We start from the raw sequence: 22,200 nt of genomic DNA on the forward strand, positions 1-22,200 counted from the left end.
TACGCTAATTAAGCGAGTAAAACGCTTACATAAAAAGGGAGGATGAATATTTTGAGAAAAAAGACTTTAATTATGATGGTAGTTGTTTTTAGTCTATTATTCGGTACTGCAACCGTCAGTGCGGGTCCAGAGTTCTTTATTACCTTAGGTTCAAACACGGAAAAAGGGGGACAATTGGGAACGAATCACTCCGGTAATCCTAAAGATTGGGATGCGCTGCATTCGCAATATAATGGCTCTATCGTTACATATCCAAGAATTGGAAATGCTTTGAATAGCAATATGACCTTCCTATGGACACGTGAGGAGGGGGACAATCAAGCATACAAAATGAAAACATCCTTTGATATTAATCGGGATACCGCTGTTCCTGTTGTTCTAGAGGTTGGTTTCGATCAAGTGTACAGCCATACACAAGTTGCTTGGCCGGGTGGTTATTGGGTATCGAATGACGTCTATTGGCAGAATCCACTTGATGCTTCCCCGAATGCTGCAGGAAGCTATACGTTAAACTCTGATGAGAAGAGCGTTATTGTCCCTGCGAATGTGAATAAGCTCTATATCCGGATTCGTGTGGCTGATACTGGAGCTGGGGGTTTCACACATATTACCAATGGAAGTATAAGCTTTACAGCTGTGGATTATTCAGACGAGGATGAGGCTAGTTCTCTACCCGAACGTAACGTAGTTACTGAAGGTGCTGACCCTACGGGAGTTGTAGATTCTACAAGCATTATACAAGCGGCGATGGATCAGGGAGGATCGATATATTTCCCTTCAGGTATATATAAAATATCTAAAACCTTAGTGATCACAAAGCCATATACGGAGCTTAGAGGTGGAAGAGGCAGCATCATAAAAGTTGCAGCTAATACTCCTGTGACAGCTATTAGCAATACCTTGTCTAAAGGAGTGTGGAACTTACATAACATTGTGATCAGAGATTTAACCATTCTGAATGACTTAAGTAACTCAGTACCTGGCGATAATCTACAATTCACACAAGGAATTTCATTCCAGGGAGTTAGAGATAGTCACATTGAAAATGTTGTTGTTAAAAACTTTCAACATGACAATATTTATATTGGATATAGCAAAAATATTGTAGTAGAAAGTGTTCAGACAGTCGGTGCTAGACATGGAATTACGGTTAATGGGCATTTTGATGGAGGACGTTATGGAGTTTGGAACGTTCAAATCAGCAACGCTCATACGACAGATACTTTTGATACGGGAATTGTTATCGGATTTTTCAGTCACTATGTAAGCGTATCTAATTCGATTATAGAAAACTCTTGGGCACATGGAATCGATATTTTTAACTCTTCACATATTGTTATTGACGGCAACACGATCAAGAATTGGAATGTACCCCATGGACCCAATAATGCACAAATCGGGCAAAGTGTCGGAGTATTCGTACACCCAGATTGGGGTATATCCACATTCATCCCGACCGAGGATGTTGTTATTACTGGGAATACGGTTATCTATGATAAACAACTTCCTGTAGGCATTACGCCAATAGGGATCGAGGTAACAGGAAATGTAGACACGGCATCAATTACTGGTAATCAGATAATTGGAGCATATCGCGGCTTTTATTTGCGTGAGCAGCCTTATGACATCTTCTATACCAATCGTCCAGATCAAAGGGTTGATGAGAATGCATCTATGGCGCCACGGAATGTTGTATTCAGCAGTAATGTGATCCGGGGACAAAAGAGCAGTGTGTTGAAGGTTGAATCAGCCATAGTGATGCCGGCACTGATTGCAAATAATATTTTTACGTCTAGTAGCACAGGTGCTGTTGAAATTAATGTTCCACTGAGCAGTAAGGTCGCCCTACAAGGTAATAGCTTCTATGGAGGGGGGCTAGATGAGATGAACCTTCCTACTGGAGTGAATTGGAATAATAATTTGATTTATGCGCCGCTTACACTGGAGCTTACAGCAGCACGAACAACAATTGTAAATCAATTATTGAGCTTTACGGCAACAGCTATCGGGGAAGCGGGGCGTACGTTAACCTATAGTGCAACGGGATTACCTCAAGGAGCGAGCTTGGATTCAGCTACAGGCGTGTTTACTTGGACGCCTACTGAAGGAGATCAAGGTCAAATATATCCGGTTATTTTCTTTGTATCGGATGGAACAAATACAGTATCGAAAACAGTGACAATCACGGTTAATAGCGATATTGCTCCTGTAGATGCAACAATAGCAGCAAGTATTACAGAGCCGACCAACAATGACGTCATTGTAACGATCAGCTATCCAACTGATGCAGCTACTAAAGAATACAAAGTAGGTACAAGTGGTGCTTGGACAGCATACACAGGACCGATCGCCATTTCTACCAATGATACGGTTTATACAAGAGGAACGAGTGCCTTAGGAAGTATGTCCAATATTACTAACCTTGTTGTAAGTAATATAGATAAGATAGCGCCTGTAAGTATCGCATCTGTAGGTCCTGATGCAACTATGGGTAGCAACGGAAAATATATTTCAGATGTAACGATAACTATAGCTGCAAGTGACGAGTTATCAGGCATAGTGAGAACAGAATACCGAATCAACAATGGACCATGGGCAATCTACACCGGCTCCATTCCTGCCTATGGTGATGGAATTTATACCTTTGAATATCGCAGTGTGGATCATGCCGGTAATGTAGAGACCATTAAGTCAATGGATTTTGAGGTTTCGAATAATAGACAGTCAACAGAACCAAGTACGGGTCCGATAACAACATCAACAGTAATCGTTGAACCAACGAGCACACCTAAATCAACGGGTGAACCGATTAAAGTTAAATCAGAAGTAACCTTCGATAAGACAACACATATAGCTACTTCCACCATTAATGCTGCGGATTGGGCTAAAGCTCAGCTAGAGGTAAAGTCTGATTCTACTGGGAAAACAACAATTCGTATTGAAGTAGATGCAGTTCCAGGTGCAAAAGAATATGTGCAGATACTGCCTTCCGAGGCGATCTCTAGCAACAATAAATCAGCTTCGATTGAAGTTGTAACCTCTTTAGCGTCGATGATTATTCCTAGTAATATGTTTCAAGAATTGCCATCAGGGGACGTTGGAATCCATATTTCTCGAGTGGATTCTAATACTCTAGATGATAAAACAAAGAAACAAGTTGGAGAATATCCTGTTTTTGAATTGAACATTCAAGCTGGAGGTAAAACCATACCTTGGAACAATCCCAATGCTCCGGTAACAGTGAGTGTACCTTATACACCGACTGCTAAGGAGCTTAAAAACCCTGAGCATATCGTCATTTGGTACATTGATGGCGAAGGGGAAATTCATGCAGTTCCAAACGGGAAATATGATCCTCTTACTGGGCATGTAAAATTTTCAACAACACACTTTAGTAAATATGCTATTTCTTATGTGGAAAAAACGTTTAATGATATCGTTACGGTAAACTGGGCAAAGAAACAAATCGAGCTGCTGGCGTCAAAAGGAATTGTTAATGGCGCTTCGGATAGTGAATTTATTCCGTTTCAAGCAGTTACTCGCGCTGATTTTCTAGTTCTGTTAGTGAGAACTCTTGAGCTGCAAGGAGCACTAGGTGATCCGTTTGCAGATGTGTCTGAGGACTCTTATTATAGTGAAGCACTGCGGATTGCCAGAAGCCTTGGTGTAGCAACTGGTGGTGGTGATAACCGCTTCGAGCCTCTAGCCCCGATAACAAGGGAAGATATTATGGTACTGACAGACCGAGCATTAAAGGCAGTGGGTAAACAACGGGCAACTGATTCAAGTGGAGATGTTCTAGGTGGGTTTAATGATACTGCGGACATTTCTGGATACGCGAAGGGTAGTGTTTCTGCTCTAATCCAAATGGGACTCATTCAAGGCACTGGTCAAGCTGTTCGTCCGAAGGAAACAGCTAACCGTGCGCAAACGGCAGTATTGATGTACAATCTCTATCAATATATCAAGTAGTGAAACGGTCATCATTATAAAAATCATCATAAAGTAATGAAGCTTGAACAAAATGCAGCCATCCTCCTATGAGGCTGGCTGCATTTCTGTGTAAAGCTGGAATAAGCAAAAGCTCATTATTGATTATTCGCTAATCGAATCACGTTCCATGAAAGCTTTGGCAGTCTAATAAGTAAACGACCATTCTTCAGCTCAGAAGTACCTCCTGAATGTGCTCCAGCTCTGTTATCCTTGACTAGGTGCTTCATGTCGATACATATTCCAACCCATGTACTTCCCGAACGCATCCTCGATGGAATCGGCAACTGTCGACATACTCGATGAGACGTGATGCTCAAAGCCACTATCACAAATATAACGAAGCAGCTTCTGAAACTTCGGCACCTGCACAACACCATACCCACCGAACGTCAGAAGTGGGTCGCGTGTGAATAGTCCCTCACCTGTATAAGCAGAGATACCACCGTTCAAATCATCCGTTGTAATGCCGCAGTAGGTGAAGGGGCTCGCTTTAATTCGCCCTTGTATCGTGCCGAGGGTATTTTCCCGGCCTACAGTAGCTGACAGAATTTCGTGGTAGTCCATACGAATTTCTTCGAAAACTTCCTTCGGTAGGTTACTGCAATGGAAAACAACACCTTTGTCTGGATCTTCCCCGTAATTATTGTTCCAGTCTAGCAGTGCGCTTGGTCTGCCTGATGCTTGCTGGAGTGCATACATACCGACAAGTCCTGTAATATCGACCTCACAAGCACTTGGAATCAGGCTGCTGCTTAGCATGCTCATGATTGTGCAAGGCACGACGCCAAAGTATTCCTCCATGGATGTCCAGCATTGTAAGGCCGTACCCGAAAGATCGTTATCGTTCATCCATTCCTCGACGACAACGCCGAGAGACGCCATTCGGACCAGATTATCCTTAGGAAACCCCTTTACATCAACATAAGCTGCGATTTCCTCTAGCTTACGTTTTACATCTGGATCATTTTCTTTGCGTTTGTTCGCTCGTCCGAATACTTCAGATAAATCCAGAGTCTCGATGGTAATACCCGAGCGCTCTAGAAGCTTCTCGCTGTAACGAACTGTATTGAAGGATGCTGGACGCGCGCCGATAGAACCAAGACGAGCATTGCGCAACGACTGGACCACACGACAGGTTCCTGCAAACCGACGCAGGTCAGCTCGAAAGCTCTCGCTATTAGGATCGACAGTATGTAGTGTGGTCAGAGTAAAAGGGATTCCGTACTGCTTTAGGTTGTTGCATACGGACATTTTGCCACAAAAGCTGTCGCGTCGGTCTTGGATGCCCATGTTGGTAATATTGTCATTAAAGGCATGGACGAGCACGGGGACGTTCAGGCCTGAGTAGCGAATACTGTTTGCGACAGCCTTCTCATCGCCGAAATTAGGAAGTGTAATAAGGATGCCATCAATTTGATCGCGGTTAGCTTTGAATAAATTTCCGCAGATTTTAGCGTCATCCAATGTCATGACTGCACCGTACTTGGTATCATTGATGTCCAGTATGACAGCATCAATGCCTTCCTCCTCCAGAATACGGAGAATTTCCACTCGCCCCGTTTCACACAGGTGACCTGGGAAGAACCCCCGGTTCCCTACAATTACACCAAGCTTTGTTCGTTTTATTTCTTTCCGTGCCATAGCTCGTATCCTCCAAAGGGAATTAATTCCCGGAATTTATAATGGTTCATTTATTTGAATATTGAATTATTGGTTTATTAGTCTGTTCTGTCCGTCATTTTGTCAATTTGTCTGCTGGTCCTGCCCATATCCCCGGCTTTTCTTCCCAGCTCCAGCCATTCAATTGCCTGCCGAGAGGGAGTCGCTCCCAGCCGGAACTAACTCTTGCTTGGATAGTCTCCCAAGGTTTGATACCGCTAGTTGCGCTTAGGTGCTCAACGCTAAAGGCACCGACCGCCACAGCTCCGTTCATCGTATCCTCAGGTCCCAGATTAAGGAGAAGACCATGAATGAAACCTGCGATTGTACAATCTCCGGCCCCAGTTGTGCCTGCTACTTGGGTCCGATAACAAGGCGCCCATAGCTCCCTATTGCTCCATTCGTCGTGCCATTCCGGTGTCAAATGGTTTGCGTGATCCAACAAAAGCTGCTGAGAAGTGCGCATATACAATCCCGATGCACCAAGCTTAAGCACAACCATGCCGCAGCCTAATGCGAGAAGACTATCGGCAAGCTCTTGAATCGTTTCCACAGATACCAAGTCGCAAAGCTCTTCGCCTGTGTGGGCTAATTGCTCATACAGCTCGCGATTAACCATCATTAGCATTTCTTCGAGGCTAGGCATGAAAACATCAACATAGGGAAGTGATTTCGTTAATATGCTGATCCAATCTGCTGACAAAGCGGCAGTTCCTTTTCCGGGCATCGCCATGTCAAGTGAGACGATCATTCCTTTTTCTTGAGCAGTACGAAGAATGCTGGACAGACGATCTCCACTGTCGGCATACATGCCCTTCATCAGTGGGGGATAGCCGAAATGGAAATGGCGGGCTCCATTACTCTGTTCCCAAGCAACATCAAGCTCTGAAAATGTATCATTTGTTCCAGGACAGTGTAGGAAAGTGCGATCTATTCCAGGAGGATTGACAACAAGAGTATAGGAGCTTGTTTCCCCAGTCGCTTGAATGATGCCCTCTGTAAGCACGGGATCAATACCTCTTAGCAAGTTAAGTGTCAAGCTTCCAAGGAAATCGTCACTTACCTTTCCATTGAGTCGAACATTCGTACCTAATTGATGCAGTGCGATACCCGTGTTGGACACAGAGCCGCCAGTACAGAATTGCGCCTCGCCTACTTCTATTAAGCTGCCTGGTGTTAATTGACTGCTACTAGGTTCACCTAAGCGGTGAAACCTCGGGATAATATCAACCGATATATGTCCACACACCAATACGTCCGTCGTTTCTGTTGATCGCTTATTGTTTGACATAGTTTCGCCAGTAAGCAACCGATTCCTGATGGTCTGGAATAATATTGAACTCCGTCGACCAAGCTTCACGGTGATAGATTTCAAATATGAGCTCTGCTTCTGTTGCACCGGATGCCTCGAGGGCTTCGATTACTTTATCCGCATGAATAATACCTATATCGTTGTAAGCTTTGGTGAATGGCCAATGCCTGCTTTGTCCAGCTTCCGTCTGCTGAAGATGAATAATAGGTGATTCACTGCCTAGCTCGCGGATCCAACGATACGGATCGCGATCGCTTGGATGTGGGGCATGACCTGGATCTAGACACAGCTTAAAAGGAAGACCTGCTCCATCGTTCAGTCTCGCGAGTAGCTCTCTCGTCTCTTCGACTGTGTTGGCGTACTCTCTAGGGATGGACATTGGCTCGAATATCATGCAAGTCATGCCGAGATCTCGACAAAACCAGCTAAGCTCTTGCCAATATTTAATGCCTTCAGCTGTTCTTTCTTCTCTACGAACAGGATCGTCATAGTCTGAGAAGGTTAGAATACCGGGGTGACCGCCAGTCATTTTGGCTCCCATCCGTGAGGAAATAACCGCAAACTTCTTGAACCAAGCAAGCCACGCATCTCGCTGTTTAGAATCTGGATGCATGAAGTGATTAACTCTAGTAAAAGAGCTTAGAAAGCTACTAGTTATAGACAGTCCGTATTTATCCGCATTCTCAATAATTTGCTCAGTCTGTTCCTCAACAATGTCGTCAGGCAAATAAACGTTAAGTAGATCGGCAACGAATTGAACATATTTGAGTCCCATTTCCTCGGCGACAATGCGAGTCCAAACCTTAGGCTCAGGATACTTGTTATTTGCAAATCCCATGTTAATTCCAAGCTTCAAATCAAGTGTCATAGTTGAATTTTCCCCCAGTAACTTCGATTACATTAACGTTAACATTAACGATAATGTAAATATAGAGTAGATTAGAATGTCTGTCAACGATTTCTGTTAGCGCGAAAGTTCTAATAGGAGCGAGTGTGTTTGCTGAACAAAATTCTCAAATAAGCACTCGGCTGTTGATCGACTTGTGCAGTGCGAAAATATCGAGCAACGGGGTTAGGGCAAGAGGTCCGGTATAGGCATGTTTGTTAAGAGATGTATGATTATTTCGAGCAACTGTGTTGGGAAGAGGCACGAATTGAGGTAGATGTACGATTATTTCGAGCAACTGGGTTTGGAGGAGGCACGGTAGAAGGTAGATGTACGATTATTTCGAGCAACTGTATTAGGAAGAGGCACGAATGGAGGTAGATGTACGATTATTTCGAGCAACTGTGTTGGGAAGAGGCACGATTGGCTGGAGATGTACGATTATTTCGAGCAACTGGGTTTGGAGGAGGCACGATTGAAGGTAGATGTACGATTATTTCGAGCAACTGTGTTGGGAAGAGGCACGAATGGAGGTAGATGTACGATTATTTCGAGTAATTGGTTTGTGGAAGGGCACGGTTTGGTTGTAAATATACGATTATTTCGAACTACGAGGTTGTGATAGGGCACGGTTGGTGGGGGAAATAGTGTTCGAACATACGAAAGTTCGCTAATGTTGCCATTTGCGGTCTGGCGGGTAAGATAAACTAGAATAAATGCCCCAAAAGCTTATCACTTTTGGAGCATCCATCCGCTGCTGAAAAAACGTGACTTATAGCAGAAGCGATTTTGTACTTTCACGGATAACGAGCCTAGTATCAACGACTTCGTGGTAGCGTACATCGGAATTTTGCTTATATATTCGTTTCAATAGAATTTCAAATGCTTTGCGGGAGGTTTTACCTTTGGAGTTGCTTACACTCGTTAGTGGAAAGGGAATGAACATCCGAGATTGAATGTTATCGAAACCGACAACGCTTATATTTTCCGGAACCTTGATATTATGCTTGTTCAGGATAAAAATAGATTCCCACGCCATCATATCGTTAAATGCGAATATGGCTGTGAACTCTAACTTCGACTTCAAGACTTCATTAAGCTCATTTCGAGAGCCACCAGAGATGTTAGATACCTCGCGGATAAGCTCAGACTTAACGGGGATTCCATATTCCATCATTGCCCGGGTATAACCTATCAACCGTTCACGCGCACTAGAAATCGAATGATGTGCATTAAGAAATAGGATGCTCTGATGACCGCGTTCCAACAGATGTATGGTGGCTAAGTAGCCGCCTTTTTCATCATCGCTCACGACATAGTCCATCGTATCGTTGTCCAAATGGCGCCCAAGTAGCACGAAAGGTGTTCCTGTGCGCTGAAGAATCTCCATATTATTGTCGCTACCTTGAGAAGGGCAAATGATGATGCCATCCACGTTCTTGGACAAAGCTGAGAATATCGCTTTTTTCTCAACCTCTTGATCCTCATAGGAGTTCAAGATGAATGTCGTATAATCCTGCGTCCTTGCTGCTCTCTCGATTTCCTTAACAGCAATAGAGAAGTGAGGATTCGATACATCAGCGACAATCACAGCGATTGTTTTAGTCATACCTGAACGCAGCGAACTGGCCAATGTGTTCCCGATATAGCCAAGCTCCTGCGCCTTTTCTTGGATCAGCTTAATAGTGGTCGCTGAGATATCCTCTTTATTCTTAAGCGCTCGGGAAACCGTGTTGACCGTAAAACCAGTCTGCTCAGCGATATCCTTTAATGTGGTAGCTTTGACGTTATGCCGCCCATTTTCCTCGCCCATTTCATCATTCCTTATCCCACGTTTCAGTTGTCAATATTATAGTTCTAAATATGCGTGACATAGAGCCTAATTGTCAATATTCGTGAGTACAGAGAAGACTATTGAGCAAGGAAGTGTGCTCGACAGTTACTGTAGAATTATATAATAGGTCAGTTCCTTCCCAGATGTAACAATGAACCAAAGCTCGCCTTAAGGTGGTCTTGAAAATAAAAATCTTTTTCTAATAAGGTACTTGAATTTTCCAGAGTATTTGTTTATATTGAAATGGTAACGCAACCATTTTGAATGGAGAACACAAATGGTAACCTTAAAAGATGTAGCAGAATTGGCAGGAGTTGCTCCGATCACGGTCTCGCGAGTAATTAATTATCCTCAATCCGTTAAAGAACGGACTCGCTTGAAAGTAGAGCGTGCGATCAAGCAATTAAATTACTCTCCTAACAATATTGCGCGAAGTCTGGTGACCAACCGTACGAATATTATTGGGGTACTGCTTTCCAATATAGCGAACCCTTACTTCTCAGAATTCATTCTCGGAGTAGAGACTAAAGCTAGGAAGCTTGGGAAGAGTATTATTATTTGCAATGCAATGGACTATGAGAGTGCGAAGAGTAATGTAAATCTATTATTGGAGCAACGAGTCGATGGTATGATCTTTACCTCGTTGGAGTTCGATTCCATTGCTCTCCAAGAGCAGCTTTTTAGAGAATTGGAAGAGATTAACGAGAATCGAAAGCATACCGTTCCAATTGTGCTCGTTGATCCTTTTCCTAGGCAGACGCTGCTTCCATCGATTCTGATCGATAACTATATGGCAGGATCTTTGGCGATGGAGCATCTCCACGAATTAGGACACGAAGTCATCGCCCATTTGAACTTGAATAGGGATGCGAATGTATGGATTGATCGTTTTAGGGCGTATAGAGATGCTCAGGCGAAAAAGGGGATTCAGCTTAACACGGGTCACATCGCCCTTATTGACAAGGAAGATGTCCGAGTGGCAGAAGAGGCCGCTTATTCCTTACTTCGGGCTGATCCGAGGCCAACAGCAATCTTTGCTGCTAATGATTTATTAGCTGTAGGAGCACTTCAAGCCGCTCATCGGATGAAAATCAAGATCCCCGAAGAGTTATCTATTATCGGTATAGACGGGAATGATATTGCTAAGCACAGCTATCCAAGAATGACGACGGTAGCTCATCCCCGTTACCAATTAGGAGAGTTGTCAGCGGAATTGCTGATCGATTTGATTAATGGGAAGGAAGATGTAGCGAGGCAAATGGTTAATTGCACACTTCAGGTAAATGAAAGCACAGGCCCCGTACTAATACAGCCGGAGGGAATTCATGAGTAGCAGGATAGATTGGCAAGCAAAATGGATATGGAGCTCGGGAGAACCGACAACTCTTATTGAAGGAAAGCATGAGATCGTTTATTTTCGGAGAAGCTTCACTGTAACGGATATTGAATCTGCCGAGCTTGTGTCGCATATATCCGCTGACAGTCGTTACCGGTTATATCTTAACGGCGTGTCAGCCAGCGTTGGTCCATCTAAGGGAGACCGGTTTACTCATTATTATGAGACTGTTGATTTGACGAAGCTATTGGTTGCTGGACTAAACACATTGGCGGTCAAGGTCGTACATTACACCCCTTATGAGCCATTCCGCTTAGGAGATGGAGGACCCGCGTCAGTATGGCGATCAAACAAGGGTGTTTTCTTATTCGAGGGTACTTTAGTGCAACAAAATGGTAACGCAACCATTTCTCTTTCAAGCAATGAAGAATGGGAATGTCTTGTTGATAATGCGATTAGCTTTGAAGCCGGTGAGCAGGAAACACTCTACGTTGGTGGAACGGAACGTGTGGACGGAGAGAAGCTGCCGTTCGGGTGGCAGAGGAATGAAGATGCCGCTACGGGATGGAAACCTTCAGTCGTTGTCTCGGATATTATGGATACGATGTTTGGACAATTAACTCCTTGGCCACTGATGCCAAGAACGATTCCTTCGATGTATGAACACAAGAGAGGATTTGTGGGTGTTAAGCGCATAAGCACGTCAAAAGCCGAGCCTGTGTTTCATCTGTTAAACAATCAAGTACAATCACAGTTTTGGGTAGTTGCACCCGGTGAAAAGTTTGTGGTTGAGCTTGACGCAGGGGAATTACTGACGGGTTACTTGACTCTGGACATATCTGGCGGAAAGGGCGCGAATATTGAAATCTTGTGCTCAGAGTGCTATGAGAAGGAGCCCGAATCGACGATCAGAAGGAACAAAGATATTCGTTATGATCCCGAAGGTCGTCAGCTCTTTGGAGAGAAAGACATCTATATTGCAGCAGGCGTAGGAAGCTTTGAACGGGGGATTATGGAATGTTACGAGCCTTTCGAGTTTCGTACCTTCCGATACGTCAAGCTCACGATTGAAGCAAGTGAGCAAGAGCTTCGACTGCACCGTTTTAACTTTCGGGAGACAGGTTATCCCCTTGAAGTCAAGGCATCGTTCCAATCCTCTGACGAAACATTCACACCCTTATGGGATATCAGTATCAACACCCTAAAAAGGTGCATGCATGAAACCTATGAAGATTGTCCCTACTACGAACAGCTTCAATATATTATGGATACCCGTCTACAGGCATTGTTTACATTCCAGCTAAGTGCGGATGACCGGCTTGCTAGAAAAGCCATTTTTGATTTTCATAGCTCACTTATGCCGAACGGTATGATTCAGAGTCGCTATCCATCTTTGTATCCACAAGTTATACCTGGCTTTTCCGTGTATTGGGTCATGATGGTTGCAGACCATTATCGCTATTTCGGAGACCTATCACTTGTTCGCAAATATTTACCAACTGTTGATGCGATCTTAGGCTGGTTCGATGCTAAAGTTAATGAGAATGGATTAGTTGGAAAATTGCCCGCGGAAGTATGGTCCTTCGTGGATTGGGTAGAAGAATGGCGTCATAGCCAAGGGGTGCCTAAAGCGAATGAAAGCGGTCCTCTAACTTTCTATAGTCTTATATATGCATCTGCCCTTCAGACAGCAGCGGATCTTAACTTACAGGTCGGGCGTCACTCAACAGCGGAAGAATACATATCACGCGCGGAAAATGTGAAGAGAGCAGTCCGGCAATATTGCTGGTCTGAGGATGAGCAAATGTTCGAGGATGGTCCAGGTACAGGATTATATTCTCAGCATGCACAAATCTGGGGAGTGCTTTCTGGAACGATTGAGGGAGTAGAAGCAAGCCAGCTAATGGATCGCATGCTGTCAAATCAACAATTGCCTGCTGTTTCATACGCCATGTCATTCTTCCTGTTTCGTTCTCTGGAGAAGACCGGGAGATATGAACGATCCTTTGAGCTATGGGATATTTGGAGAAAGCTCGCTGCGCTTGGGTTAACGACTTGGGTTGAGGATCCAGTATCGCAAAGAAGCGATTGCCATGGCTGGGGAGCGGTTCCTATTTATGAATTTACGAGTCAAATTCTCGGTGTACAGCCGGCTGAAAACGGTTACCAACGCATTCTCATTAAGCCGAATACAGGCAGCCTCTCTTGGGCAGAAGGTACGGTGGCAACACCTGTAGGTGAAGTTCAAGTCGCCTGGCGCAAAGAGGATAATGGAAATCTGAACCTTACGGTGTACAGTCCGAAAGGGATACCCGTGCGAATCGAGCTGCCGGATGGCAGCGTCCATGAATATGTTCATGGAGGAAATTGGAGTACAACATAACAGTAAGGTTTTTAATGTGCAAAGCATTGAAAATAAATGAATGAGATAAAGGGGAGTCATAAAAAATGAAAAAGATGGCTAAGTTTTGGGGAGTTTGGTCGATTTGTGTAGCATTAATTTTAATGTTAGCAGCGTGTGGTTCCGGCAATAAAGAATCGGGTACGAACGAATTACCGGATGCATCGAAAGCATCACCGTCTGGCGGTTCAACAGAGCAGGTAACGCTTAAATTTCTTTATATTTGGCCTGAGTACGAAGACAAGATGAACGAAACGATCAAAAACTTTGAAGCAGCGAATCCCAATATTAAAATCAAACCAGAAATCGTACCTTGGGATAAGGTCATCGAGGTTCTTCAAACCAAGGTTGCTTCTAAGCAAGAGCCTGATATTTCTTTCGGGTGGACACATTGGATGGCACCGTTCGTTAATGAGGTTGATGCAGCACTCCCATTAGATAAGTATCTGAACGAGGATGAGGCTTGGAAAAATTCGTTTGTCCGTAACGATCTGCTAGCAACAAGTATTGTAAGTCCAGAGAAGCCGTATATTTCCAACATTCCGTTTAAGCTCTCGTTCCAAGTCGTCATCTATAACAAAAAGATTTTCCAAGATAATCAGCTGCAAATTCCGCAAACGTTGGAGCAATTCGAATCGGTCATGTCAGCTCTATCCTCGAAAAATATCATTCCTCTTGCTGCCAGCGGTAAAGATGGAGGCCTAAGTATTCTTAAAGATTCATTGGCAGGTATGAACTTCTTACGCAATGGAACAGCGACCGGGGATTGGTTAAAGGGCGAGGAAAGCTATTCATCCCCCGAATATATTCAAGCGATGGAGCTTACGAAAAAATGGTTTAATCAGGGTTACTTTGGTAAGGATTCGTTCGCAGTTGGTGGAGACGAGGTTTCAAATCTATTGCTCAGCAAAAAAGCAGCTATGGTATTAGGAAACAACAATCAGATCTCAGCACTTCAGCCTCAAATCGACGATGAGCTCGGAGCCTTCTTGTTCCCTGCACAAGAAGGCATGAAAGCTCAAGCCCCACTTACTGCTGATGGTTTTTTCGTACTGAAGGCGAGTAAGTACCCAGAGGAATCGGTTACTTTCTTGAAATATTTGACGAGCAAGGAAAACCAGAAGCTTTGGGCGGAATCAACGCAAGCGATGCCAGTCTTGAAGGAACTGAAGACTGGGAACGAGACGCTTGATACGCTTATCGATCAAGTTGCATCTAGCGCATCAGATTATCCTAAGCAGCAGCTAAGCTACAATCCTGGTGAACTAGCTAAGCTATTACAGGCAAGCTTCGCTGAGTATTTGCTCAAGAGTGACGCAAAGGCGGAAAAGATTGCAGAGAAGATGGAGAAGGATCATCGCAACGCCATAAATTCAGCTAAACAATAGTTTTATATTTCCAAACGGTTAATGACTGGCAAGCTTGTACATGTTGCCAGTCTCACGTTTGTGACGAGGAGAACCACATGACAGAACGAAAAACACTGCTGGCCTACTTATTTTTATTACCGGCTCTGCTTTTATTCGCGGCTTTCTTTCTCTATCCGGTATCCACCAGCATCGTACGAAGCTTTACTGATTGGAACGGGTTCAATTCAGCGTTCAAATGGGTGGGGTGGAGAAATTACGAAACGGTATGGAGCGATACACACTTCTGGGAAGCGACTGGACGAACGCTTAAATTCGCTTTTATTACAACAATTGCCCAGACGGTTCTTGGATTTTTAATCGCCTACTTTATTTATTCGCTCGTGTCAGAACGTTGGAAAAAATTGCTGCGAATAGCCATTTATACACCGGTAATCTTGCCAGGAGCGGTTGTATCTCTGCTCTGGGTTAATATGCTTTCACCGAACTTCGGTATGGTAAACCAATGGTTAAACAAGCTAGGACTCGGGTCCTTTGCTAGAGGCTGGCTTGGAGATACCGGTACAGCAATGAATATGGTCATGGCGGTTAATACGTGGAAATTTATTGGTATGACGGTTACGTTCTACATCGTAGCGATGTTGACTATCCCTAAGGAAGTCATAGAAAGCGCAAAAATCGATGGTGCTGGAAAAGGCAGGATGATGTGGAACATCTTTCGCCCTTTATTGACGGGTATAACGGAAGTGAATTTCATTTTGTCGTTAATCGGCGGTCTTAAGGCGTTCGATCTCATCTATATGATGACGGGGGGCGGACCAGGCGACAGCACGACAGTGCTTGGAATTATGGTTTATCGGAGGGCATTCCTGTCCTTCAAATTCGGTGAAGCTATTACCATGGGAATTCTATTATTCATCATTATCCTTGTGCTGACGTTGATTAGTAGAAAACTTATGGCGAATCGAGAGGGATGAAGATGCTCAGAAACAGACTAGCACGATGGAGCAACTATGTGTTGTTGTCGCTTATTACTTTAATTATCCTTTACCCTATGATATATATGATTTTGAATTCATTAAGATCGACTAAAGAAATCATGTTATTTCCTACGCAGCTATGGCCTTCTGGGAAGTTTCAATGGACGAATTACGCAGATGCATTCCAAATTGGCAAAGTGTCGGTTTACTTTCTGAACAGTGTAACAGTTACAGGTGCGACACTGTTTTTCCAATTAATCGTCGTAACGCTTGCCGCGTATTCGCTCGGTAAATGGAAGCCGCCTGGTTATCGGATCCTGTTCTTTTTATTTTTAGCTACGCTGATGATAACCTCTGAGATGACAACAATTCCTGTATTCCTGATGCTTCGCCAATTTGATCTCCTAAATACGCATCAGGGTTTAATCCTGGCATATATAGGCGGAGGAATTGGAATGGCCATTTATTTGATTAAGAATTTTGTTGATACACTGCCGAAGGAGATGGAAGAGGCAGCTAAAATAGATGGGGCTGGTTTGCTACGTATTTTCTGGTCCATTGATCTTCCATTAATTGTTCCTGTGCTCGCAGTTGTCTCAATTATGAGCTTCGTTGGTGTTTGGAGCGAGTTTTTCTGGGCGTTGATCACGATATCAGAAGATAAGTTAAAAACATTGCCTCTTGGATTACTTAACTTTCAATCTCAGTACAATACCAATTATGGTGTTTTGTTAGCTGGTTTAACAATTGTCACGCTTCCATCTATGCTAGTCTATTTGCTGTTCTCCCGTTATTTTATCGAAGGGATGACTGCTGGCTCTATTAAAGGATAGCCTATCTGACATTTTTCAGGGAGCTGTCTATCGATTATAGTTTTTGCGGGGATGTATCTCCTTCCGGTTGTTGCTCCACCCCGTATAGTGAAGATAAGCTTTGTAGTCATTTCCGAATACTTTACGGGGACCCCGGGTTGAAATCGTGAAATCTGAATGGGTAAACTCGTAACAAGGAGATTTCACGATTTCAAAGGCAAGCGCTTCGCTCCTACAGGAGATACTTCCCCTCTTTTTCTAATCGAGTAGGACCAGAAAAATGCAAAAATAAACCTCTCTTTGGTCAAATGGGTGTGTTGAGCAACCATTTACGAGATGAGGTTTCTTTGTGCATTCAATATAGGCACAGGAATAACCTCCTGCGCCATCACCTTTTCGTTTGAACGTCATTCTTACTCAAAGTGAACTATTACATAAGTGATCTTAAAATTCACTTATGGGACAGCCTCTTCGTATACACAATTTATTGATGTTCAAGCTTTACTCTTGTAGACTGTTCACATGTTTAACATGAAATTCTAGAATCGGGTGAGGTAGCAGATATGATGAGCAGAAGTATTTCATCCAAAAAGCTTATTGTACTTATTATGATGATATTTACGGTTCCGTTTACTGGGTTTTTGTTGGTTTACAACTTTTACACCGTGAACATGCTGAATAACAGAATAGCGGAGACGAACCAGAGCCGTGTGGAGTTTAACCGTTTCTACCTAGAGGAGAATTTGCATAATGTCGAGAACTTCATGGCTAATCTCGTAGCTAATGATCGTAGCTATGGACGTCTGCGCTATGAGCTGACACCGCTTGATGCACACCTTAATACATTCAGTATTTTGGAAAAATTCAAGGATTTTCTCCCTACCCAGAAGACTGCGGCTGCTTTGTTTATCTACACCCCCAAAAATGAGCTATACCGAAAAGTGTTCCAAGGAGACATTAGCTCCGATGAACGTGAAGAGGTTGATCATTATCTGAGGAAGCTTGTTATCACCGAGACAGATCTGGGGCAGCGGGGATGGTTTACTCAACAGGTGGGCGCCAAAAACTATCTTTTCCGCATTCTCGGCGGCAACGGCGTGTTCACTATCTTCATGCTTGACCTGAGCCAAGCGACGACACCGGGCAATAGCTCTAAACAGGATAGTTCCAATGATATTTTCCTATATTCAACTACGCAGGGGGAAGCATTGACGTCCAAGAAGGTCGTTGGGGATGCTGGCATTGTTCTTAAAGGTAACAGCGATGCGTACTACATTTCTGGCAAGGCTGAGCGATATTTTATCGTACAGAGCTATAGTGAAAATGCGGGAATTAATCTCGTCTACGCCATGCGCTATCATAATTTTCTGGGTGCAATGAATCCACTGAGTCTCTCGTTGCTCATTGCTTCAATTGTGTTTATTATCCTGCTTTTTGTATGCTTCCGGTTACTGAAGCGCAATTTTTTTACACCGCTTAGTGAGCTCGTAAGCACTATTGAGCGTATTCGTAACGGCAATATCGAGGCAAAAATAAGCCCAGTAGGACGAATAGAGGAATTTGAGCAGGTAAGTGAGGCATTTAATGCCATGATGGACCAGATTAAGCGGCTCAAGATCGTTGCGTACGAGCAGAAGCTGGAGGCTCATCGAGCTAAGCTGGAGTATTTGCAAATTCAGATCCGTCCCCATTTTTTCCTCAATATTTTGAAAAACCTGTATGGACTGGCGGAGGCGGAAAGCTATAAGCGAATACAGAAAATGATACTCGTACTCTCGGATTACCTGCGCTTTATGATTCAGGAGCACGCCGTGACTATTCCGTTATCAGTTGAATTGCGCAATGTCGAAACGTATGTACTGCTACAGCAGATGAGCTTATCTGTGCCCATTAACTGCACAATCGATGTCGATACGGCCTTAAATGAGCTGCAGATTCCCCCGCTGACCATTCTTACCTTTGTAGAGAATGCGGTGAAGCATGCGACCGTACCGCATACGACGCTTAAGATTCATATTAAAGTCAGGCTGCTGCAAAATGAGGATGGAGAGTATATCAACATTACCATTCTGGATAACGGACCAGGCTTTTCAGATGAAGCACTAAGCTGGCTCAACGGGGGCAGCGATATTCAAACCGCCGCACAGCACGTGGGCATTGCCAATGTCCGCCGCAGGTTTGCACTTATCTATGAGAACAAAAAAATGTTTTACTTTGACCGTTCCAACGGTTCATGTGTGGAGATCTTTATACCGTACCGGAATGATATAGTAGGGACGGAGCAGCTTAGATGAAGCAAACAAAGGAGATGAAGGATATGGTCGTGCTTGTGGTGGATGACCAGACCAGTGTCGTTAGTGGCATTATCTTTGGGGTGAACTGGAAGGAAATCGGCGTTCGCGAAGTATTGAAGGCGTATAATGCGTTCGAGGCTAAGGAAATTATTATGAGGGAAACGGTGGATATTCTTCTCTGCGATATTGAGATGCCAGTGGAAAGCGGACTTGATCTGTTTCGTTGGATTAAGGATCAGCAGAAGACGATGGAGTGCATTTTCCTTACAGCGCATGCGGATTTTATTTATATGAAGCAAGCTATGCAATTGGGCGGGTTTGATTATATTTTGCAGCCGGCGCGATATAAGGATATTGAAAACGCGATTGAGCGTGCAGCACATAAAATTCAGGCCAATCAGGAAAGCCAGAAATATTATGACTATGGCAAAATGCTCTATCACGAAAAAGCACGGTTAGTTGATGCGCTGCTGCGTGGTTGGTTTACGGACAGGGAGATTCGGACTGAAACTCTGCTAGACGATTCCGCCAAGCTTGGCATTACCATAAGTGCTGACGGCAAGCTTCATCTCGTGCTGCTGAGCGTTAACAGGAGGGTATCCGAAGCGGATGATCTAGATGAACTGCTGCGAACGAAGGCTGCAGAGCTTTTTGCTCGCTATGGGCAGAAGATTCTTATTACACAGCTATCCAAAAAAGACTATGGGCTTGTCATCTATTCCGACACTCGATTCACAATGGACGAGCAAGGCCTAATGCGCCAGCTAGAGCTACTTATGGATGCCTGCCGCCAATACAATGGGTCCGATATCGCATGCTACGCAGCGAGTGTCACTTCCCATTCGCAGATTTCTGTGTGTGCCATGCAGCTTGAAGTGATGCGCAAAAATAATGTTTCCCTAACGAGCAAGGTGTTTATTGCCGGTTACGAAGGACATCACGATATAGAGAGTGTCGACATACCGAATATGAAAATCTGGGGAAGCCTACTGCTCAATGGAGGGGCATCAGCCGTTTGCGAGCAGGCTATTGCTTTTTTGGACGAGCTGTCTGCATCAGGTCAGCTCACAGCGCAGCTGCTCAGGCGCTTCTATCAGGAATTTATACAGATGCTCTACATGGTTCTTGAGCAGATGGATCGCTCCGTCAAGGAGATTTTTCCGGATGATGAGCTACTGGATATCGCGCTGACTCCCTATACGAGCATCGACGAAATGCACAAGTTCCTTCATTATATTGAAGATTATTTTGAAACGATGCCCTCGGGCGGCCAGAAAAACAAAAATCAGATCGAGCAGATCATTCAGTATATTCGTTCTAATCTGGACAAGGACATACGCCGCACCGATATTGCCGAGGCGGTATTTCTGAATCCTAGCTACATTTCCCGATTGTTCCGTCAGGAGACCGGGATGTCGCTAATGGAGTTTATTACGGAGGAAAAAATGAAGATGGCGCAGGCACTGCTAAAAACGACAGAATTGCCTATCAGCATGATCGCTATGAAAATGGGTTACGCTAATTTCTCTCATTTTTCCCAAGTGTACAAAAAACTCATCGGAGTGAGCCCTACGGAGGACAGAAAACGGTAAAGTAACAAATGGAATAGGATTAAGTTACTTATTGAACAATGTGTCCGAAATTCGGATAACAGATGTCATAAAGGGAACAAAACAGGGTATTAAAACAGCAGATGATGAAAGGGCTGTCCGCCATAATGAAAGGGAGGCAAATTACAAAACAGAAAGAGGGTCATCAGTATGAAAGCGCTTAAGAAATCGGTTTCAATGCTCCTAACTGCTGTGCTTACGGTAGTACTATTGGCGGCATGCAGCAACAATTCGTCTAACGAGTCAGCGCCTTCCAAGGAGCCACAGAGCTCAGCTACCGGACAGTCTGCTACAAATGCCGATGAGTACACGGTAAAAATCGTATTTGTTGGACCAGCAACAAGTGAAGCTATTAAAGAAGTGGCAGCAGCAGCGTCTGCTATTACGAAAGAAAAGTTCAATACGAATATTGAACTCGTTCGTCTGGATTATGGTTCCTTCCAGCAGGGAGTTAACCTAATGTTCTCCGGCAATGAGCAATTTGATCTGATGCCTAACTTTGCATTCAACACGGCAACCGCTGCTAACAGCGGCCAAATCCTAGACTTGGACGACCTGCTTGCCAAAAAAGGTAAAGACCTGTTGGAGCAGATCAGTGACGAAGACTGGCGTGCAATGACCGTTGGCGGCAAAATTTACGCTGTGCCTAACAATAAAGAAAAAGCACAGGGCTATGGTATCGCTATGGCTACTGAAATGTTGGAAGGCATTGGCTATGATGCATCGACAATCAAATCACAAGATGATCTTGAAGAGCTCTTTAAAGCCATTAAGGCTAAGTATCCAACTGTTCATCCACTCGTTTCGGACAATGGCCTAATGGGTCAAATGCCCGTGACCAAGGATGACTTGGGATATGATTTCGGAGTTCTAGAGAATGGATTAGATGCGTCCAATACAACTGTAGTTAACTGGTTTGCGAGCGAAACCTACAAAAAGCAAGTAGAGCTCCGCTACAAGTGGGCGAAGCAAGGACTCATTATGCCTGACGCTTCTACTAACACTGAAAGTGCTGGCAGCCTAATCGGCGCTGGCAAAGGTTTTTCTGCCTTTACGAACACGAAGCCAGGTATAGAGGCAGAATGGCAGCGTAAGGCGGGTAAGCCAATGACAGTTGTTGAATTAGTTAAGCCATTCTCGACAACCTCCGGCGTTTCCAACCAGTGGTATATCTCTTATACGAGTAAAAAGCCTGAACGTGCGATGGAAGTGCTCAATGAAATGTACATCAACCCTGAGCTAGCTGACATTTTGGTTAATGGAATTGAAGGCAAGCACTACGTTAAAGACACTACTGCTGGAGTTCTGTCCTACCCAGAGGGAGTGGATGCATCTAATACATCCTACTCTAGCGTTGCATGGGCTTGGCTGAACGAGCTGATCACTACCCCATGGGAAGCTGATGGAGCGAGTATTTGGAAAGATACAATCGCGTTTAATGAATCTGCGTCCCCCTCTGTAGCTAAGGGCTTTATGTGGAACAATTCTAATGTCCTTAATGAGATTACAGCTAGCAACAACGTCATCGCTAAATTCGCTAATGCGATAGAAAGCGGCATGCTTGATCCGGCAACGACGCTTCCTAAGTTTGTTCAGGAGTTAAATGATGCGGGCGTGCAAAAAATCGTTGATGAAAAACAGCTGCAGCTTAACAAATGGTTAGAAGAAAACAAGTAAGCTTTGTGAGCTTGCTGCAATATACGGTAAATAAAGCAG

At 44.1% G+C, this 22,200-nt stretch carries 13 protein-coding genes; 9 read left to right on the top strand and 4 right to left on the bottom strand.

Annotated elements, in window-relative coordinates; genetic code table 11:
- Positions 1-51: 51 nt before the first annotated feature.
- Entirely contained in the window at positions 52-3,972 is a 3,921-nt protein-coding gene (locus KCTCHS21_RS06775) for an S-layer homology domain-containing protein (protein ID WP_162309292.1), read from the top strand.
- A gap of 225 nt (positions 3,973-4,197) precedes the next feature.
- Here the strand turns inward: KCTCHS21_RS06775 and KCTCHS21_RS06780 are convergent, their stop codons facing one another.
- The 4 genes from KCTCHS21_RS06780 to KCTCHS21_RS06795 all read right to left on the bottom strand — a co-directional run bounded on the left by KCTCHS21_RS06780 (position 4,198) and on the right by KCTCHS21_RS06795 (position 9,663).
- Positions 4,198-5,634, bottom strand: a complete 1,437-nt coding sequence (locus tag KCTCHS21_RS06780; protein WP_130606160.1) for an L-fucose/L-arabinose isomerase family protein — start codon at positions 5,632-5,634, stop codon at positions 4,198-4,200.
- A gap of 94 nt (positions 5,635-5,728) precedes the next feature.
- On the bottom strand, positions 5,729-6,943 hold the full coding sequence (locus KCTCHS21_RS06785) for a carbohydrate kinase family protein (RefSeq protein ID WP_130606162.1): 1,215 nt from the start codon (positions 6,941-6,943) through the stop codon (positions 5,729-5,731).
- On the bottom strand, positions 6,930-7,832 hold the full coding sequence (locus KCTCHS21_RS06790; RefSeq protein ID WP_130606164.1) for a sugar phosphate isomerase/epimerase family protein: 903 nt from the start codon (positions 7,830-7,832) through the stop codon (positions 6,930-6,932). The genes KCTCHS21_RS06785 and KCTCHS21_RS06790 overlap by 14 nt, the downstream gene beginning before the upstream one ends.
- A gap of 790 nt (positions 7,833-8,622) precedes the next feature.
- The gene (locus KCTCHS21_RS06795; RefSeq protein ID WP_130606166.1) at positions 8,623-9,663 is read right to left on the bottom strand and encodes a LacI family DNA-binding transcriptional regulator; all 1,041 of its coding nucleotides are present in this window, start codon (positions 9,661-9,663) and stop codon (positions 8,623-8,625) included.
- Between the two features lie 298 nt (positions 9,664-9,961).
- Between KCTCHS21_RS06795 and KCTCHS21_RS06800 the strand changes: the two genes are divergently transcribed.
- The 8 genes from KCTCHS21_RS06800 to KCTCHS21_RS06835 all read left to right on the top strand — a co-directional run bounded on the left by KCTCHS21_RS06800 (position 9,962) and on the right by KCTCHS21_RS06835 (position 22,161).
- Complete coding sequence (locus KCTCHS21_RS06800) at positions 9,962-11,017, top strand: LacI family DNA-binding transcriptional regulator (RefSeq protein WP_130606168.1); 1,056 nt, start codon at positions 9,962-9,964, stop codon at positions 11,015-11,017.
- Positions 11,010-13,403 carry an alpha-L-rhamnosidase-related protein gene (locus KCTCHS21_RS06805; RefSeq protein WP_130606170.1) on the top strand — a complete coding sequence of 798 codons (2,394 nt, stop codon included), beginning with the start codon at positions 11,010-11,012 and terminating at the stop codon, positions 13,401-13,403. Before KCTCHS21_RS06800 ends, KCTCHS21_RS06805 begins: the two co-directional genes overlap by 8 nt.
- Before the next feature lie 65 nt (positions 13,404-13,468).
- Positions 13,469-14,809 carry an ABC transporter substrate-binding protein gene (locus KCTCHS21_RS06810; protein ID WP_130606172.1) on the top strand — a complete coding sequence of 447 codons (1,341 nt, stop codon included), beginning with the start codon at positions 13,469-13,471 and terminating at the stop codon, positions 14,807-14,809.
- Positions 14,810-14,886: 77 nt separating this feature from the next.
- Complete coding sequence (locus tag KCTCHS21_RS06815) at positions 14,887-15,765, top strand: carbohydrate ABC transporter permease (protein WP_130606174.1); 879 nt, start codon at positions 14,887-14,889, stop codon at positions 15,763-15,765.
- Between the two features lie 2 nt (positions 15,766-15,767).
- The gene (locus tag KCTCHS21_RS06820; protein WP_157993971.1) at positions 15,768-16,601 is read left to right on the top strand and encodes a carbohydrate ABC transporter permease; all 834 of its coding nucleotides are present in this window, start codon (positions 15,768-15,770) and stop codon (positions 16,599-16,601) included.
- 542 nt (positions 16,602-17,143) lie between these two features.
- Positions 17,144-18,874, top strand: coding sequence for a sensor histidine kinase (locus tag KCTCHS21_RS06825; protein ID WP_130606178.1), 1,731 nt, complete (start codon positions 17,144-17,146; stop codon positions 18,872-18,874).
- Positions 18,871-20,466: a response regulator gene (locus KCTCHS21_RS06830; protein WP_130606180.1), complete on the top strand. Its 1,596-nt coding sequence runs from the start codon at positions 18,871-18,873 to the stop codon at positions 20,464-20,466. Before KCTCHS21_RS06825 ends, KCTCHS21_RS06830 begins: the two co-directional genes overlap by 4 nt.
- 168 nt (positions 20,467-20,634) lie before the next feature.
- Positions 20,635-22,161: an ABC transporter substrate-binding protein gene (locus KCTCHS21_RS06835; protein WP_130606182.1), complete on the top strand. Its 1,527-nt coding sequence runs from the start codon at positions 20,635-20,637 to the stop codon at positions 22,159-22,161.
- The last annotated feature ends 39 nt before the right edge of the window (positions 22,162-22,200 follow it).

The sequence above is a fragment of the Cohnella abietis genome, from assembly GCF_004295585.1.
Lineage (GTDB): Bacteria > Bacillota > Bacilli > Paenibacillales > Paenibacillaceae > Cohnella > Cohnella abietis.

Excerpts from the sequence above, each read along its gene's own strand:
- KCTCHS21_RS06820 (WP_157993971.1), top strand. The coding sequence starts at position 15,768 with ATGCTCAGAAACAGACTAGCACGATGGAGCAACTATGTGTTGTTGTCG.
- KCTCHS21_RS06835 (WP_130606182.1), top strand. The coding sequence starts at position 20,635 with ATGAAAGCGCTTAAGAAATCGGTTTCAATGCTCCTAACTGCTGTGCTT.
- KCTCHS21_RS06830 (WP_130606180.1), top strand. The coding sequence starts at position 18,871 with ATGAAGCAAACAAAGGAGATGAAGGATATGGTCGTGCTTGTGGTGGAT.
- KCTCHS21_RS06815 (WP_130606174.1), top strand. The coding sequence starts at position 14,887 with ATGACAGAACGAAAAACACTGCTGGCCTACTTATTTTTATTACCGGCT.
- KCTCHS21_RS06785 (WP_130606162.1), bottom strand. The coding sequence starts at position 6,943 with ATGTCAAACAATAAGCGATCAACAGAAACGACGGACGTATTGGTGTGT.
- KCTCHS21_RS06790 (WP_130606164.1), bottom strand. The coding sequence starts at position 7,832 with ATGACACTTGATTTGAAGCTTGGAATTAACATGGGATTTGCAAATAAC.
- KCTCHS21_RS06825 (WP_130606178.1), top strand. The coding sequence starts at position 17,144 with ATGATGAGCAGAAGTATTTCATCCAAAAAGCTTATTGTACTTATTATG.
- KCTCHS21_RS06795 (WP_130606166.1), bottom strand. The coding sequence starts at position 9,663 with ATGGGCGAGGAAAATGGGCGGCATAACGTCAAAGCTACCACATTAAAG.
- KCTCHS21_RS06805 (WP_130606170.1), top strand. The coding sequence starts at position 11,010 with ATGAGTAGCAGGATAGATTGGCAAGCAAAATGGATATGGAGCTCGGGA.
- KCTCHS21_RS06800 (WP_130606168.1), top strand. The coding sequence starts at position 9,962 with ATGGTAACCTTAAAAGATGTAGCAGAATTGGCAGGAGTTGCTCCGATC.
- KCTCHS21_RS06780 (WP_130606160.1), bottom strand. The coding sequence starts at position 5,634 with ATGGCACGGAAAGAAATAAAACGAACAAAGCTTGGTGTAATTGTAGGG.
- KCTCHS21_RS06810 (WP_130606172.1), top strand. The coding sequence starts at position 13,469 with ATGAAAAAGATGGCTAAGTTTTGGGGAGTTTGGTCGATTTGTGTAGCA.